Genomic DNA, 15596 nt, shown 5'->3' on the forward strand with positions numbered 1-15596 from the left:
CATGAAAAATATCATAGAAATATTAAAAGATACTGAAGCTTTATTGGAAGGACATTTTCTATTATCTTCTGGGAAACATAGTAAGGAATATGTACAATGTGCAAAGGTATTAAGTCATCCAAAATATGCAGAGAAAGTATTAAAACCAGTAATAAAGAAGGTTAAGAATTTAGACATTGATATATTAGTGGGACCAGCTATGGGGGGGATAATAGTAGCTTATGAAATGGGAAGACAATTAGAGAAGGAAGCTATATTTACCGAAAGAAAAGATGGAGAAATGACATTGAGAAGAGGATTCCAAATAAAGAAAGGTCAGAAAGTATTAATAACAGAAGATGTGGTGACAACTGGAAGATCAACAATGGAAACTAAGAAGGTAATAGAGAATCTAGGTGGAATTGTTATAGGAGTAGCTTCTATAGTAGATAGGACTAGAGGCGATTCGGTATTAGATATTCCTTTATATAGTACAATAGCAATAGATATAGAAACTTATGATAAAGATGAGTGTCCTATGTGTAAAGAAGGGAAAGAAATAGCCAAACCTGGAAGTAGAAAGATATAAATATAAAAAGGAAGGGATTTTTCCCTTCCTAAAATATTGGTTTTTTAAATCCGCTACCATGTATTTCTGCTGTGTCCATAACAGTCATAAATGCTTGTGGATCGGTTTCTATTACTATATTTTTAACCACTGATAATTGCCTTGTAGATATAACGCAGTAAACAACTTTTTTCTTTTTACCAGAATAAGCTCCTTCACTTTCTAAGAAAGTAACACCCCTTTTAACTCTATCCATTAAAGCTTTGGACATTTCATCATGATTATCTGTTATAATAAGGACTAATTTTTTAGTATCTAATCCAATTATTATCTTGTTCATTACTACTGAAGATATGAACATGCTTATTAAAGTATATATTGCTAGAGTATAATCACTTATTATTGAACCTATTAATACTATGATTACATTCATAACAAATAAAATACTAGATATACCTATTTCAAATTTTTTCTTCATTATAACGGAGATTATATCTGTACCTCCTGTAGATGCTCTAACTCTAAAGATTATTCCTGAGGAAAAACCTATGAAAATACCACTATAAATTGATGATGCTAATATATCTTCAATCCAAACTGTTTCACTTAAGGATTCTGTTAGTATAAGAAAAATTGATGAAGATACCATTCCTACCAGACTTAGAAAGGCAAATCTTTTATTTATCTCTTTAACTCCAAAAATGAATATAGGTATATTTAATAATAATACAAAAATACCTGTAGATATATTAGTTAAATATTGAAGTATAATTGCAATACCTGAAACTCCTCCAGATAAAAGATTATGGGGTATAATAAATGCATTTATACCTACAGCCATTATAAATGTTCCTAATAATATTACTATAGAGCTTTTTAACCATTCCATTTTTAATAACTTTTTTGTCATTTTTTCACCTCCAAAAATTAATGAACCAGAATATAATAAATCAAAAATCAATTTAATACAATAGGTTTAATAAAATACATTTTAAAATATTTTAATTAAATAATAAACCCTTTGGATTTTTTTGTGAGACGAGCTAAATAAAATGAAAGTTATTACAGAAAAAATTGAGATTAAGGCTTCTACAAAAGCAGAAAAGGATAAGTTTATTGTATTTTCTTTATCATATTTGCCTCCAATGAAATTAAATATTAAAAGAGAGTAGGTCTATGGGGGAGTTCCTACTCTCTTCATACTACTAAAGGGGCTTTGCATGGGGTTATTAATAGTATACCCTTATATATAAAAATAAAACAAAATTTATAAATTTAAAATAAAAAAATTAAAATTCACTTGTTGTTGATATATTAATGTATAAAAATATAAATATATGATATTATTAAGTTGGTGACAAGATAGTGGTTATTGAGGTATAAGATTAATTTTGAGGGCTTTTAGAGGTATTAGAACTATTTGAATTATTTTTATTAAATTATATAATTATATAAAGAAGTATATATGCGACAGATGAAGATTAGAAAAGTATAAAGGAGAATAAGTATGACAAGAATTGATTGGCAAGAGAAGAAAAATCTCACAATGCTTACAGATTTCTATGAAATAACTATGGCAAATGGATATTTTGAGCATAATCTTAAGGATAAAATAGTATATTTTGATATGTTTTTTAGAAAGATCCCAGATGGTGGAGGTTTTGCTATAATTGCAGGGGTGGAACAATTAATAGAATATCTTAAGAATCTAGAATTTACTGAAGAGGATTTGGATTATTTGCAAGATAAAGCTTTATTTAGTTCAGAATTTATAGATTATTTAAGAAATTTTAATTTTCAATGTGATGTTTGGGCAATTAAGGAAGGGACACCTATATTTCCAGGAGAACCTATAGTAAAAGTTAAAGGACCAGTAATACAAGCTCAATTTATTGAAACTATGATACTTTTAACAATAAATCATCAAAGTCTTATAGCGACTAAAGCAAATAGAATAGTGAGAGCTGCTGAAGGAAGAGCAGTATTAGAATTTGGTTCTAGGAGAGCCCAAGGGTATGATGGAGCTATATTAGGAGCTAGAGCAGCATATATAGGAGGTTGTGTTGGAACAGCTTGTACTATAGCTGATAGAGATTATGATATACCTGCAGCTGGAACAATGGCTCATAGTTGGGTTCAATTGTTTGATACAGAATTAGAAGCTTTTAAGGCTTATGCTAAAACTTATCCTGAAAATTGTGTACTTCTTGTAGATACGTATAACGTATTAAAATCAGGAGTTCCAAATGCTATAAGAACTTTTAAAGAGGAAGTTATTTCTAGAGGGTATAGACCTAAAGGAGTTAGATTAGATAGTGGAGATATTGCTTATCTATCTAAAGAAATAAGAAAGATGTTAGATGAAGCTGGATTAGAGGATTGTGAGATAACTGCATCAAATTCTTTAGATGAATATATAATTCGAGAACTTATATTACAAGATGCCAAGGTAGATTCTTTTGGAGTAGGCGAAAGACTTATAACATCAAAGTCTGAACCTGTATTTGGCGGAGTATATAAATTGGTAGCACTAGAAAATGAAGGGAAGATTATACCGAAAATAAAGGTAAGTGCTAATGTTGAAAAGATAACAACTCCAGGAGCAAAGGATCTATACAGGTTGTATGATAGAGATACAGGTAAGGCTATGGCTGATCTAATTACTATAGAAGGTGAAGACATAGATGATACAAACCCCTATGAGTTATTTAATCCACTATATACATGGAAGAAAAAGAAAATAACTAATTTTAAGGCAGAAAAAATATTAACTAAAATCTTTGATAAAGGTAAATGTATATATGAAAGTCCAGATGTATATAGTATTAGAGAATTTTGTAAAAAACAAATAAATACTCTTTGGGAAGAGGTATTGAGATTTGAACATCCCCATAAATATTATGTAGATTTATCCTATGATTTATGGAAAATAAAAGATGATTTATTAAATGAGCATACTATAGACAAGTAATTTTGTGTTAATATTGTCACACCTTGGTATAAGTTGAATAAATATATAATAGATATATAACAAATAGGAGGGGTTTGTATGTTTATTAAGTTGATGATACAAGAGATGAAAGAAAAAAAAGAAGCTAAGAGAAGAAAAGAGGCAGTTAAAAATGTAACAAAAGGTTTAACGATGGGGGGAACTATAGGAGCTATAGCAGGTATTTTATTTGCACCTAAGCCTGGTAAAGAAACTAGAGAGGATATAGTTGTAAAAGCTAAGGATACAAAAGATATTGCTAGAATTAAGGCCAACGAAACTAAAGAAAATTTCAAGTCAAAAGTTTATGAAACTAAAAAAATAGTTAAAGCAACTGCTGATGGAATAAAAAAAAAATAGATGATACGAAAGAAAATATAAATGAAACAAAAAAAGCAGTAGATGATACTAAGAAAGCTATAGATAAAGCTCAAAAGGATATAAAAGAAATAAAAAAAAATAAGAAAACAAGAAAAAATAAAAAAAATAAGAAAAAATAAAGGATTATTTATACAAAAGTAGAAGTTTATTAGTAAACAAAGCTTTAGGAGGTGTTGGCCATAGATTCAGCAATTACAGTGAGAGATTTATTTGTTATTTTATTATCCTTGGTGGGAATAGGAGTAGGTATATTTCTTATAATGGTGCTTAAGAATTTGGCTGATGTATTAAAGAACGTTAAGATATTAATAGAACAAAATCAAGGTAATGTAGAAGAAGTTTTTAATCAACTTCCTGAAATAATGGAAAATGTTAATAATATTACTGAAGATGTTGAATATGCTCTTGATGATGTGTCTGAGTCTGTTCCTATTATAGTTAGAGATGTAGAAGGCATAACTACCACTGCAAGAGTAACTGTTGAAAAAGCAGGAGAAACTATAAATATTGTGGAAGAAGGAGTTAAGGGTACAGTTGAAACTGTAAAATCAAATAGTACGAATATAGCAACTTATATTAAATTATTAAGTGAAGTATTAAAGGTAGTTCTTGGAAAATTACAAAAGTCAAAGGCTTAAGTCTTTGACTTTTTCCATGAAATGATATAATATTCATACGAATAGTAAGTATAAAACTTTAATGGTAATTATTACAAAAAGCTATTGGGTTGACAGATTCATGTATATTCTATATAATATATATCTGTCGGTAGTTGAATCGATGGAAATAAAATATAAGGAGAGATGGCTGAGTCTGGCTGAAGGCGCTCGCCTGGAAAGCGGGTAGGCGGTCAATCCCGTCTCGGGGGTTCGAATCCCCCTCTTTCCGCCATCATAAGATTTGCCGTGATAGATGGGGAGGTAGCGGTGCCCTGTGACCTGCAATCCGCTATAGCAGGATCGAATTCCTAGTTGAGGCTTAAGTTATTAGGGTCTGACCTAGGTAAGTGGTGTTGACGATTGGGTCCTACGCAATGGAAATTCATGAATTCCGTCAGGTCCGGAAGGAAGCAGCGGTAAGTGGACACTTTCATGTGCCGTAGGGAAGCCTGGTTTGAGCTAACTGCTTAGGTAACGCCTGGTAGGTTATGTCGATTCTAGGTTCACGGCTTAAAATTTAATCAACAAAAAGCTATGGATATCCATAGCTTTTTGTTGATTAATAAATAATTTATTTGAATATTAGATTTTGTAAATATATTTTGGTATAATAAATAACGAGACTAAAGAATAAATAAATGAAGGTGAGATAATGGCATATCAGGCTATATATAGGAGGTTTAGGCCTAGGACCTTTGATGAAATAATAGGACAGAAACATATAACTACAATATTAAAAAATCAAATACTTAGAGACAATATAGCCCATGCATATTTATTTTCTGGAACTAGAGGAACAGGAAAAACATCTACAGCTAAGATATTTGCTAGAAGTGTTAATTGTTCAAATAATGAGGATGGTAATCCTTGTAATCATTGTGAAGTATGTAGAGGAATTCTTGAAGATAATATAATGGATGTAGTGGAGATGGATGCTGCATCAAATAATAGTGTTGATGATATTAGGGATCTTAAAGAGAAAGTAAAATATCCACCTTCTACAGGAAAGTATAAGGTGTACATTATAGATGAAGTGCATATGCTTTCAAAAGGAGCTTTTAATGCTCTTCTAAAAACTTTGGAGGAACCCCCAAAACATTTATTATTTATATTAGCTACAACTGAACCTCAGAAACTTCCCGCAACTATACTTTCAAGATGTCAACGATATGATTTTAAGAGAATTACAGTGAAAAATATAGTAAAGGCAATGAAAGATATATGTAATGAGTTGGATATAGAGGTAGAAGAAAGAGGTTTAAATTTAATTGCCAGAAATTCAGATGGGGCTATGAGAGATGCATTAAGTATATTAGATCAATGTGTATCATTTTCTGAAGGTACTATAACTTATGAATATATACTATCTATTTTAGGTACAGTAAATAATGATATAATATTTGATATGGCTGATTATATTATAGATGATGATTTAGAGAAAGCCTTGATAAATGTAGATGAATTGGTAATGATGGGTAAAGATGTTCATCAGTTCATAAAAGATTTGATAAATCATTTTAGGAATTTAATGGTAGCTAAATCTTCAGATAAACTTGATGATATAATAGATGGTACAGAAGAAATGATAGAGCAATTTAAACAACAATCTAAGAGTATTACATTAAATAGAGTAATATCAATAATAAAATTATTATCTGAGGCAGAATCTAATAGTAAATGGTCTTCACAGCCTAGAATAATATTAGAAACTACCTTAATGAAAATGGTATCTCCTGAATTAGATAATTCTTTGGAGTCAATATTATCTAGGATAAGTGTTTTAGAAGAGAAAATAGAGAATGGGAATATAGCTATAAATAAGCCATCTTCTAAAGTTAAAGATAATAATAAACGTATGAATGATAAAGATACTAAAGTTATACAAAGAAAAACTAAAAAACAAATAGAAGAATTAAAACCATTAGAAGATAATAAGAATAATACTAATGAAGTAAAAAATTCTATAGAAGAAGATACATCAATGAAAGATATAATTAAATCATGGCCAAATATACTTAAAAAGATAAAGGTAGAAAGAATAAGTGTTCAAGCATTATTGACAGAAGGTACACCTCATGATTTAAATAATGGTATACTATATATAGCATTTAAGGATGGATTTGGATTTCATAAAGATGCAGTGGATAAAGAAGATAATAAGATTTATATTGAAAATACAATAAATAGTATGCTTAATTCAAATATTATAGTGAAATTCGTAATGGAAAATGAAATAGATCAACAAACTAATGACAATCAAGATGATAGTTTGAAAGAAGAAGTAATAGAGGTCTTTGGAGAAGATCTAGTGGAAATTGAAGATTAAATATGGAATAAGGAGGATTTATAATGGCAAAAGGTGGATTTAAAGGAATGGGAAATATGGGTGGTATGATGAAGCAAGTTCAACAAATGCAAAAGAAAATGGCAAAAATGCAAGCAGAACTAGAAGAAAAAGAAGTAGAGGCTAGTGCTGGGGGAGGAGCTATTACTGTAAAGGTTAATGGGAAGAAAGAATTATTAGAAGTTAATATAGATAAAGATGTAGTAGATCCTGATGATGTTGAAATGTTAGAAGACCTTATTCTTGCTGCAACTAATGAAGCATTAAATAAAGCAGAAGAAATGATGTCTAGTGAGATGGGTAAATTAACTGGCGGAATGAATATTCCAGGATTATTTTAATTAAAAAGTAGGGCCTTTTTGGCCCTTTTCATATTTTTTCTTAGAAAGTTAGAGGTGAAAAAATGGACTATTTTGCTCAACCAGTAGCTAAATTAATAGAAGAATTTGCAAAACTTCCGGGAATAGGAAAGAAAACTGCTCAAAGATTAGCTTTTCATGTATTAAATATGAATACTTCCGATGCAAGTATGTTAGCAAACTCTATTGTTGAAGCTAAGAAGAATATAAAGTATTGTAGTATATGTTATAATCTTACTGATATAGATCCTTGTAGGATATGTTCTAATAAAAGAAGAGATGATTCGATAATCTGCGTAGTAGAGGATCCTAGAGATATAGTAGCTATGGAAAGAACTAAGGATTATAAAGGGTTATATCATGTGCTTCATGGAAGTATTTCTCCTATGGAAGGAATAGGACCTGATGAAATAAGAATAAAAGAATTACTTCATAGGTTAAAGGATGATACAGTAAAGGAAGTTATTCTAGCTACAAATCCAAATATAGAAGGAGAAGCTACTGCTATGTATATTGCAAAGCTAGTTAAACCTATAGGAATAAAAACCACAAGAATAGCTCATGGTATTCCAGTAGGAGGAGATTTAGAATATGCAGATGAAGTAACATTAGCAAAAGCTTTGGAAGGAAGAACCGAAGTAAAATAAAATCTTATCATATGTATCCCACAAATAAAGTTTCTCAACAAGTAAATAAAGTTCTTCAAAAGATGGGAGGAATCATGAATAAAACACATGAGAACTCCTTTTTTTGATTCTATGTGAATAGTTGAGATAGATATGTTTTATGGAGATTGGTATGAAGTTTTAGGTATAAGTGATGCTGGATACTTCCTAGGAGCAGAATTAATTAATAAATTTGATGATAAGTATAGCATAGAAGATGTAGCAAGATTGGAGTTTAATGTTATAGAAAAAGAAGTATTAAGATTTTTAAGAGATAATTAGGTTGAAGAAATTTGATGTTTTCATAAGCAATTATATACAGTATTTTAATATACTAATTTTCAGTAGAAATACTTTATAAAATATGCTTTTTATAAATAATACCACACAAAACTAATTAAGCGTTTACTTAATTAGTTTTGTGTGGTATTATTTATTTAAGTTGAAACTGAAATAGATTTGGGGGTGGATTATGGATAATATATTGGAAGCTTTAAAAGCAATATCTGATGACAAAAGATATAGAATTATTAATTTACTTTTACAACATAATTTTTGTGTAAAAGCTTTAGCAAAAAGACTTGATTTATCGGAGGCAGCTATTTCTCAACATTTAAAAGTACTAAGAAAAGCTGGATTAGTAAAGGGAGAAAAGATAGGATATTATACACATTATAGCGTGAATAGAGATTTACTTAATGAAATATCTATAAATATAAAAGAAATGGCTGAATTGAATGAAAATCAAGGGAGTAGATGTGATAATTCTACGGAATAGATTACTTGAAAGAGGTGTATATATGAATATAGTAGAGGTTATACGTTTAACAAAAAGCTATGAAAATTTTATTGCTGTTGATAATATCGATTTTACCATTGAAAAGGGAGAGGTGTTTGGTTTTTTAGGACCTAATGGAGCAGGTAAAACTTCAACTATTAATATGTTAACAGGCTTATCTAAAGTTACAGGGGGTAATATTAATATTTCTGGTATTGATGGGGTTAAAGATATAAAAAAAGCTCAAAGTATAATGGGAATAATACCTGATGAAAGTAATTTATATAGTGAAATGAATGGATTTGAAAATTTATGTTTTTGTGCATCATTATATGGTATGGAGAAAGAAGAAAGAGAAAAGAGGGCAAAGGAACTCTTAAAACAATTTGGATTGGATAATACAGGGAAGAAACCTTTTAAAGCATATTCTAAAGGAATGAAAAGAAAATTAACAATTGCTGCTGGAATCATTCATGATCCTAAAATTCTTTTTTTAGATGAGCCAACGACTGGTATAGATGTAGAAAGTGCAAGACAAATTAGAGAATTAATTGTAGATTTGAATAAAAAAGGAACAACGATATTTATTACAACTCATTACATAGAAGAAGCAGAGAGACTTTGTGATAGAATTGCTTTTATAGTTAAAGGAAAGATTGTTCAAGTAGGGAAGACTGATGAATTAATGAAAGGGGTTCAAAGGGATAAAATAGTTCAATTCACACTAGATGATGGAATTTTAGATATAAAAGAAACTTTACAAAAGGATTTTTCACATTATAAATTTGAAATTATTAATGATAATATTATTAGGATAAAATCAAAGGAAAACATAAGTTTAACACCGATTATGAAATATTTTGATGAAAAAGGATTGAGTGTGTATGAGGCAAAGGTAATAAGACCATCATTAGAAGATGTTTTTGTGAAGATTACAGGTATAGAAGTATCTAAGATGAATAAGAAAGGTGGTAAAAAATGAAATCATGGATTGCATTTTGGAATATATTAAAAAAGGATATGAAGAATTATTATCTTAAACCACCTAACATCAGCTGGGGAATTATATTTCCAGTAGCTTGGACATTAATGTTTTTTATTAAATCCGAATCTACATTAGGCATTAGGGATATATTACCTGGAGTAATGGCAATGTCTATATTATTTGGTACAACCTCTATGTTAGCAGTAACTATTACTTTCGAAAGAAAGAGTTGTTCCTTTGAACGCCTTTTATTAGCCCCTATTAGTTTAAATGTCTTAATGTTATCCAAGACTACAGGAGCGATTTTGTTTGGAATTGTAAATGCATTTATACCTGTTATATTTGCATCTTTCATAATCAGTCTTTCAGGAATTAACTGGTTTATAGTATTTGCAGGGGTATTACTTATTGCTATCACCTCTACATTTTTAGGATTATTTATAGCTGTATCTGTAAATGAAGTATTTGAAGCTCAGACATTTTCTAATTTTTTTAGGTTTCCAATGATTTTTTTATGTGGACTTTTTATTCCAATTCAAAGTTTACCTATTATTATAAGGCCTTTATCTTATATATTACCATTAACTTATGGTGCAGATATATTAAAGGAAACAATAAGTGGTGTTGGGGATATACCAATTTGGACGGATTTTTTAGCTCTTATTGTTTTCGGTATAATTTTATTTAGTATTAGTGTAAAGAATATTAAAGAAAAGTGGATATATTAAATTTAAAATATATAGTATGTAAATAAGATTAAGTGAAAACGAAAATTTGAAACTACCTTTATCAATACAAGTAAATCATGTATTAATGGATGGAATACATATAGGAAAATATTTTTCTAGATTGCAAGAAATTCTTGATAATATTGAGGATTATATGTGAATATAAAATTATAAAATAGATGTGATAGTTTTTAAGTATAATATATTAATCTCTTGTTAATACTGTAAATAATAATATTAACAGGGGGTATAATGTGAAAATGGGAAAAGCGGAAAAAATATTTAGTAATACAAGTAAAACTCGTGGCATAGTATATAACATATCGAGATTTCTGGAAGGAATGAAATCAAATATGGAAAATAAAAAAGAAATTAGTCATGAGGAAGAAATGGAAAATCTAAAGGAAGCTCATAAAGAGTGGAAACAAGCTGAATTATATTTTCAAAATGTTACTAATGATGAGCTTATTGATCATGCTATATATAATATGGAAGCAGCAAAAAAGAAATACTTTTACTTATTAAATCAATTAAGAGAAAAAATTTCAGAAGAAAATGCGTAAAATATGAATAAAATTAGTACTACCTCTATATAATTAGATAACTAACTATATAGAGGTGATTTTTTGTGGAAATGCCTATATACATTGCAATAGCTTTGGTAGGACTTTTTTTGTCAGGTTTTATAATTATGCTTAGTATGAGAAAGATAATCAAAATTATAATAAACAGTATAATAGGTATAATTGTTTTATTTTTATATAATGTTGCTTTAAGTGGTCTTACTGGGATATACATTGGCATAAATATAGTAACTGTATTAGTAGTAGCTATATTAGGAGTTCCAGGTTTTTTTTTGTTGCTTGTACTTAATTTAATATTATAATGAAATTTCTACTATAATTATATGTTTAATTAAGTATATATAAGGTATATATATAATATGCCTAGACCATATATCATTAAATATTTGAATTTTTTCGAAAAATCTGATTTAATATTAATATATGCATAAATACAAGGGGGAATGAGATAATGTCAACCGCAAGTTTAAATGCAAAATTAAGAGAGGAAATAGGAACAGGAAAGTCTAAGGGTTTAAGAAGAGAAGGATATATACCAGGAGTATTATATGGTCATAATAAGAAAACTAAAAATATAGCATTAAAGACACAAGAAATTCAAAAGTTAGTAACAGATAAAGGATATGGAGCATTAGTAAATATAGAATTAGAAGGAGAAAAAATCCCTTCGTTATTAAAGGATATTCAGAAAAAAATAGTTAAGGATGAGTATCTCCATGTAGATTTTCAGCAGTTATCGGAAAATGAAGAAGTCAGATTAACAATACCAGTATATTTAGAAAATAGAGAATCTGTAGAAGATACTGAAACTACAGTACAACAACAATTAATGGAAATAGATATTCAATGTCTGCCTAAGCATATTATTAACTATGTGAATATAGATGCATCAAAATTAAAAAGTGGAAAGGCTATAACAGTAGGAGATTTAGAATTAGAAGGTATAGATATATTAAATGAAAAAGAAGAAGTAATAGCAAGTTTAACTAGTGCATTAAGACATTCTGATGAAGATGAAGGAGAATCAACAGAATCTATTTATATGAGTGAAGAAAGTATATTAGAATAATATTATAAAACATCTCTTCTTTGGTAATAATACTTAAATAATGCCAAGGAGGGATGTTTTTTAATGGAGAATATTTTATTAAATAGTGCTATGAGAGATGAAGTAGGAACTAATGCTAGTCATAGATCAAGAGGAAGAGGAAATGTTCCAGGAATAATATATGGACATGGTTTAGTCAATTATCCATTAGAATTTGATTATAATGCTTTAAAAAAAATAATAAGGGATAATGGTGAAAATGCAGTAGTAAATGTATTGATTGATAATACTACTTATACTGCCATGATTAAAGAAGTTCAAAAAGATATGATAACTGGAGAAATTATTCATATTGATTTACAACAGATAGATACTTCGGAAAAGATTCATACATCAATTCCTGTTTTACTATCAGGTAAAGATAGAATTAGTGAAGGAGTATTACAACAACAACTTATGAAAATAGATGTTGAATGTTATCCAACAGATGTGCCCAAAGATATATCAGTAGATATATCACAATTATCATTAGGGGACACCTGTAGAGTAGCAGATGTAGAAATGAGTGAAGATATAACTATTTTAAATGATATGGAAGAGATAATAGCCCTTGTTTCTGGAATAGACGATAATAGATTAGATGATGATGAAGAAGTGTTAGATGCTCAGTCAGAAGAATCTGTACCAGAAGTAAGGGATGAAGGTGAGGAAGATAAAGCTCATCCTGATGACAATGAGAAAATAGTACTATAATATTATAAGAAACAACAAATGATAAATATTACCTATAGAAATACATAATATCCTGTAGTATAATGCTGAAAAAGATAATATAAACGGAGATGATTTTATGAGATTAATACTTTTAGTACTTCTGATCATTCCAGTAGGTTTTTTTCAATTAATTATTTTATCAGATATAATAAATACTGCAAAAAAGTTAGGAAAAGATGGTACAAGTACAGTTGATACTACAGAAGGATGTTCTACTACAAGAAAATCAGAAAGAAAAAGTTTGTTATACAAAATGAATTAGAGAATTTTCTCGTTCATTTTATATAATTTATTATTTACCTGTACTTATTTCATGTGGTCATGCAACATTACCTATACTCTAAGAATAAAATACTATATATGGGTCAATAATCTAGCTAATATATTTTAAGGGGCTGATCTTGTGAGTTTTGTTAAATGTAAGACATGTGGCAATACTATAGAAGAAGGATTAGGTTTATTTAGATCCTATATATGTAATGAATGTTTAGATAAGATAGCAAATACCAACATGAAAGATACTATTTACTATGAATACTATAGGGCTATAATAAAAAGAATGTGGCTTGATTACATAGCTGAAATGGAATTCTAAAATTACATATTTAAAATGAACTCAGAGGATTAGTAATTTTCTGAGTTTTTCTGTTATAAAAAGATTAATAATGATATAATTTAATATAATATAATATAATATTTAAAATGTAGGTGAGTGATATGAAGACTCCAATAATAAAAGGATTATTAAAATACAATGATGAAAAAAATATTAGATTTCACATGCCTGGACATAAGGGCAGAAGAATATATGGTTTAGGATGTTCAATCTCCGAAATAGATGTAACAGAAGTGGATGGAACAGATAATCTTCATAATCCAAAGGATATAATAAAAGAATCTCAAGATAAAGCATCTAGAATATATGGAGTAAAAAAAACTTTTTATTCTATAAATGGGACTACTGGAGGAATATATGCTGCAATTACTGCTGCTACAAAGCCTGGAGATGAAATACTTATTCAGAGAAATTGCCATAAATCCGTTTATAATGCAATGGTACTGGGAAGGCTTAAAGCTAATTATATATATCCAGAATATGATGAGGAAAATAATATTCTAACTACTATTGGGGCTGATAAAATAGATGAAATATTAGTTAATAATGAAAAAATAAAGGCAGTAGTAATAACATATCCTTCATATTTTGGGATATGTAGTGATATAAAGGCTATTGCAGGGATAGTACATAAGCATAATAGAATATTAATAGTAGATGAAGCTCATGGAAGTCATTTGATATTTAATGATGAGTTACCTATATCCGCAGAAGAAGCCAAAGGAGATATTATCATACAGAGTACCCACAAAACTTTACCTGCTTATACACAGAGCTCTATGTTACATATTACATCGAATAGAGTAGGTATGGATAGAATGAAAAGGACTATGTCAATGTATCAAACTACTAGTCCATCATATATTTTAATGTATTCTTTAGATATGGCTTTAGGATATATGGAAAGTGAAGGTAAGTATAGATTTAAAGAAGTATTAAAGTATATAGATGAATTTAATAAAAAGATATCCAAACTAGAAGGTATTAGCATATTTACTGGTGGAGATAACTATCAATTTGATAAAACTAAAATATTGATAAGAGCTACAACAATAGGGTTAACAGGAAATGAATTGGAAGATATTCTAAGGAAAGATTATAATATTCAATTGGAAATGGCAGATTTATATTATGGATTAGCTATGGCTTCTGTTTTAAGTGAAAGGGGGGATTTTGATAAATTATATATTGCATTAAAGGATATATCAGAGAAGTATAAGAATAATAAAGAGAAAAAAGAAATAAAAAGTATAAAATATATTTATCCTGAACAGAAAATTCCTATATACGAAGCTTTTAATAAGGATAATAAAATAGTAAGTTTAGATAAAGCAGAAGGAAAAGTATTAGGAGATTATATTATACCATATCCCCCTGGTATTCCCATATTAGTTCCAGGAGAAAGAATAACAAAGGAAATAATAGAATATATAAAAGAAATAAATAATGCTAAGATAGAAATATTGGGATTAAAGAATGGAAAAATTAGTATCATATAATATACTAGGAAGGATGATAATATGAAGGGTTTATTTATAACAATAGAGGGACCAGATGGAGCGGGAAAGTCCACGCAGATAAGATTATTAAAGGAATATTTTAAGAATCAAGGGAAGGATATAATTGTAACAAGAGAGCCTGGTGGAACAGATATAAGTGAAAAGATAAGGGATATAATATTAGACAATGATAATATAACCATGGCAGATACAACGGAAGCACTATTATATGCAGCATCAAGAGCTCAGCATGTCCATGAGAAGATAATACCAGCATTAAAAGAAGGAAAAATAGTCATATGTGATAGGTTTGTACACTCTAGTTTAGTATATCAAGGAATAGCTAGAGGATTAGGAATAGAAGAAGTTAGATATATAAATGACTTTGCTATAGAAGGGATAAAACCAGATGTAACTTTATTTTTTGATATATATCCTGAAATAGCCTTAAAAAGAAAGACTAAAAATAATAAAGGAGATAGATTAGAAAATGAAAAGGCAGACTTTCACCAAAGAGTATATGAAGGTTATAAAAAGTTAATAGACAAATATCCTGATGAATTTAACGTAATAGATGCTACAAAATCAATAGATGAAATTCATAAGGATATAGTAAAAATCCTCTCTACAATTTAAATAG

Annotated in this window: 20 protein-coding genes, 1 tRNA gene and 1 other RNA gene; 21 read left to right on the top strand and 1 reads right to left on the bottom strand. The window is 28.8% G+C overall.

Features of this window, described 5'->3' with window-relative positions:
- The first annotated feature begins 1 nt into the window (after position 1).
- On the top strand, positions 2-568 hold the full coding sequence (gene pyrE, locus GOQ29_RS09695; protein WP_203372455.1) for an orotate phosphoribosyltransferase: 567 nt from the start codon (positions 2-4) through the stop codon (positions 566-568).
- Between the two features lie 28 nt (positions 569-596).
- On the opposite strand, the gene GOQ29_RS09700 is transcribed toward pyrE, so the two are convergent.
- Positions 597-1457, bottom strand: a complete 861-nt coding sequence (locus GOQ29_RS09700; RefSeq protein WP_203372456.1) for a YitT family protein — start codon at positions 1455-1457, stop codon at positions 597-599.
- Positions 1458-2054: 597 nt separating this feature from the next.
- Here GOQ29_RS09700 and GOQ29_RS09705 point away from each other — a divergent pair.
- The 20 genes from GOQ29_RS09705 (at position 2055) to tmk (ending at position 15592) form a co-directional block, all read left to right on the top strand.
- Entirely contained in the window at positions 2055-3518 is a 1464-nt protein-coding gene (locus tag GOQ29_RS09705; RefSeq protein WP_203372457.1) for a nicotinate phosphoribosyltransferase, read from the top strand.
- Positions 3519-3596: 78 nt separating this feature from the next.
- Positions 3597-3896, top strand: coding sequence for a YtxH domain-containing protein (locus tag GOQ29_RS09710; protein WP_203372458.1), 300 nt, complete (start codon positions 3597-3599; stop codon positions 3894-3896).
- A 194-nt stretch (positions 3897-4090) separates the two neighbouring features.
- Positions 4091-4555 carry a DUF948 domain-containing protein gene (locus tag GOQ29_RS09715; protein ID WP_203372459.1) on the top strand — a complete coding sequence of 155 codons (465 nt, stop codon included), beginning with the start codon at positions 4091-4093 and terminating at the stop codon, positions 4553-4555.
- A 159-nt stretch (positions 4556-4714) separates the two neighbouring features.
- Positions 4715-4808, top strand: a tRNA-Ser gene (locus tag GOQ29_RS09720).
- 12 nt (positions 4809-4820) lie between these two features.
- Positions 4821-5085: signal recognition particle sRNA large type (ffs, locus tag GOQ29_RS09725), an RNA gene on the top strand.
- A gap of 143 nt (positions 5086-5228) precedes the next feature.
- Positions 5229-6902, top strand: a complete 1674-nt coding sequence (dnaX, locus tag GOQ29_RS09730) for a DNA polymerase III subunit gamma/tau (protein ID WP_203372460.1) — start codon at positions 5229-5231, stop codon at positions 6900-6902.
- A gap of 23 nt (positions 6903-6925) precedes the next feature.
- On the top strand, positions 6926-7261 hold the full coding sequence (locus GOQ29_RS09735; RefSeq protein ID WP_203372461.1) for a YbaB/EbfC family nucleoid-associated protein: 336 nt from the start codon (positions 6926-6928) through the stop codon (positions 7259-7261).
- Positions 7262-7323: 62 nt separating this feature from the next.
- Complete coding sequence (gene recR, locus GOQ29_RS09740) at positions 7324-7926, top strand: recombination mediator RecR (protein WP_203372462.1); 603 nt, start codon at positions 7324-7326, stop codon at positions 7924-7926.
- A gap of 132 nt (positions 7927-8058) precedes the next feature.
- Positions 8059-8226, top strand: a complete 168-nt coding sequence (locus tag GOQ29_RS09745; RefSeq protein WP_203372463.1) for a hypothetical protein — start codon at positions 8059-8061, stop codon at positions 8224-8226.
- A gap of 190 nt (positions 8227-8416) precedes the next feature.
- Positions 8417-8722 (top strand): ArsR/SmtB family transcription factor, encoded by a 306-nt coding sequence (locus GOQ29_RS09750; protein WP_203372464.1) that lies wholly within the window; start codon positions 8417-8419, stop codon positions 8720-8722.
- A 22-nt stretch (positions 8723-8744) separates the two neighbouring features.
- Complete coding sequence (locus GOQ29_RS09755; RefSeq protein WP_203372465.1) at positions 8745-9704, top strand: ABC transporter ATP-binding protein; 960 nt, start codon at positions 8745-8747, stop codon at positions 9702-9704.
- Positions 9701-10435 (top strand): ABC transporter permease, encoded by a 735-nt coding sequence (locus GOQ29_RS09760; RefSeq protein ID WP_203372466.1) that lies wholly within the window; start codon positions 9701-9703, stop codon positions 10433-10435. Before GOQ29_RS09755 ends, GOQ29_RS09760 begins: the two co-directional genes overlap by 4 nt.
- Before the next feature lie 260 nt (positions 10436-10695).
- The gene (locus tag GOQ29_RS09765) at positions 10696-10998 is read left to right on the top strand and encodes a DUF2508 family protein (protein WP_252187583.1); all 303 of its coding nucleotides are present in this window, start codon (positions 10696-10698) and stop codon (positions 10996-10998) included.
- Between the two features lie 71 nt (positions 10999-11069).
- A complete protein-coding gene (locus GOQ29_RS09770) occupies positions 11070-11321 on the top strand; it encodes a pro-sigmaK processing inhibitor BofA family protein (RefSeq protein ID WP_252187584.1) in 252 nt (83 codons plus the stop codon).
- 149 nt (positions 11322-11470) lie between these two features.
- The gene (locus GOQ29_RS09775) at positions 11471-12088 is read left to right on the top strand and encodes a 50S ribosomal protein L25 (RefSeq protein ID WP_203372469.1); all 618 of its coding nucleotides are present in this window, start codon (positions 11471-11473) and stop codon (positions 12086-12088) included.
- 63 nt (positions 12089-12151) lie between these two features.
- Complete coding sequence (locus tag GOQ29_RS09780) at positions 12152-12820, top strand: 50S ribosomal protein L25 (RefSeq protein ID WP_203372470.1); 669 nt, start codon at positions 12152-12154, stop codon at positions 12818-12820.
- A gap of 97 nt (positions 12821-12917) precedes the next feature.
- The gene (locus GOQ29_RS09785; RefSeq protein ID WP_203372471.1) at positions 12918-13103 is read left to right on the top strand and encodes a hypothetical protein; all 186 of its coding nucleotides are present in this window, start codon (positions 12918-12920) and stop codon (positions 13101-13103) included.
- Positions 13104-13244: 141 nt separating this feature from the next.
- The gene (locus GOQ29_RS14665) at positions 13245-13436 is read left to right on the top strand and encodes a sigma factor G inhibitor Gin (protein ID WP_203372472.1); all 192 of its coding nucleotides are present in this window, start codon (positions 13245-13247) and stop codon (positions 13434-13436) included.
- A 122-nt stretch (positions 13437-13558) separates the two neighbouring features.
- Positions 13559-14956 carry an aminotransferase class I/II-fold pyridoxal phosphate-dependent enzyme gene (locus GOQ29_RS09795; protein ID WP_203372473.1) on the top strand — a complete coding sequence of 466 codons (1398 nt, stop codon included), beginning with the start codon at positions 13559-13561 and terminating at the stop codon, positions 14954-14956.
- 21 nt (positions 14957-14977) lie between these two features.
- Entirely contained in the window at positions 14978-15592 is a 615-nt protein-coding gene (tmk, locus tag GOQ29_RS09800; protein WP_203372474.1) for a dTMP kinase, read from the top strand.
- Positions 15593-15596: the final 4 nt, after the last annotated feature.

Origin of the sequence: Anaeromonas gelatinilytica (genome assembly GCF_016820635.1) — a bacterium.
GTDB lineage: Bacteria > Bacillota > Clostridia > Tissierellales > SIT17 > Anaeromonas > Anaeromonas gelatinilytica.

Coding starts and splice junctions, on each gene's coding strand:
- tmk (WP_203372474.1), top strand. CDS start 14,978: ATGAAGGGTTTATTTATAACAATAGAGGGACCAGATGGAGCGGGAAAG.
- GOQ29_RS09760 (WP_203372466.1), top strand. CDS start 9,701: ATGAAATCATGGATTGCATTTTGGAATATATTAAAAAAGGATATGAAG.
- pyrE (WP_203372455.1), top strand. CDS start 2: ATGAAAAATATCATAGAAATATTAAAAGATACTGAAGCTTTATTGGAA.
- GOQ29_RS09785 (WP_203372471.1), top strand. CDS start 12,918: ATGAGATTAATACTTTTAGTACTTCTGATCATTCCAGTAGGTTTTTTT.
- GOQ29_RS09705 (WP_203372457.1), top strand. CDS start 2,055: ATGACAAGAATTGATTGGCAAGAGAAGAAAAATCTCACAATGCTTACA.
- recR (WP_203372462.1), top strand. CDS start 7,324: ATGGACTATTTTGCTCAACCAGTAGCTAAATTAATAGAAGAATTTGCA.
- GOQ29_RS09770 (WP_252187584.1), top strand. CDS start 11,070: ATGCCTATATACATTGCAATAGCTTTGGTAGGACTTTTTTTGTCAGGT.
- GOQ29_RS09775 (WP_203372469.1), top strand. CDS start 11,471: ATGTCAACCGCAAGTTTAAATGCAAAATTAAGAGAGGAAATAGGAACA.
- GOQ29_RS09765 (WP_252187583.1), top strand. CDS start 10,696: ATGGGAAAAGCGGAAAAAATATTTAGTAATACAAGTAAAACTCGTGGC.
- GOQ29_RS09755 (WP_203372465.1), top strand. CDS start 8,745: ATGAATATAGTAGAGGTTATACGTTTAACAAAAAGCTATGAAAATTTT.
- GOQ29_RS09710 (WP_203372458.1), top strand. CDS start 3,597: ATGTTTATTAAGTTGATGATACAAGAGATGAAAGAAAAAAAAGAAGCT.
- GOQ29_RS09780 (WP_203372470.1), top strand. CDS start 12,152: ATGGAGAATATTTTATTAAATAGTGCTATGAGAGATGAAGTAGGAACT.
- GOQ29_RS09735 (WP_203372461.1), top strand. CDS start 6,926: ATGGCAAAAGGTGGATTTAAAGGAATGGGAAATATGGGTGGTATGATG.
- GOQ29_RS09795 (WP_203372473.1), top strand. CDS start 13,559: ATGAAGACTCCAATAATAAAAGGATTATTAAAATACAATGATGAAAAA.
- GOQ29_RS09745 (WP_203372463.1), top strand. CDS start 8,059: ATGTTTTATGGAGATTGGTATGAAGTTTTAGGTATAAGTGATGCTGGA.
- GOQ29_RS09700 (WP_203372456.1), bottom strand. CDS start 1,457: ATGACAAAAAAGTTATTAAAAATGGAATGGTTAAAAAGCTCTATAGTA.
- dnaX (WP_203372460.1), top strand. CDS start 5,229: ATGGCATATCAGGCTATATATAGGAGGTTTAGGCCTAGGACCTTTGAT.
- GOQ29_RS09750 (WP_203372464.1), top strand. CDS start 8,417: ATGGATAATATATTGGAAGCTTTAAAAGCAATATCTGATGACAAAAGA.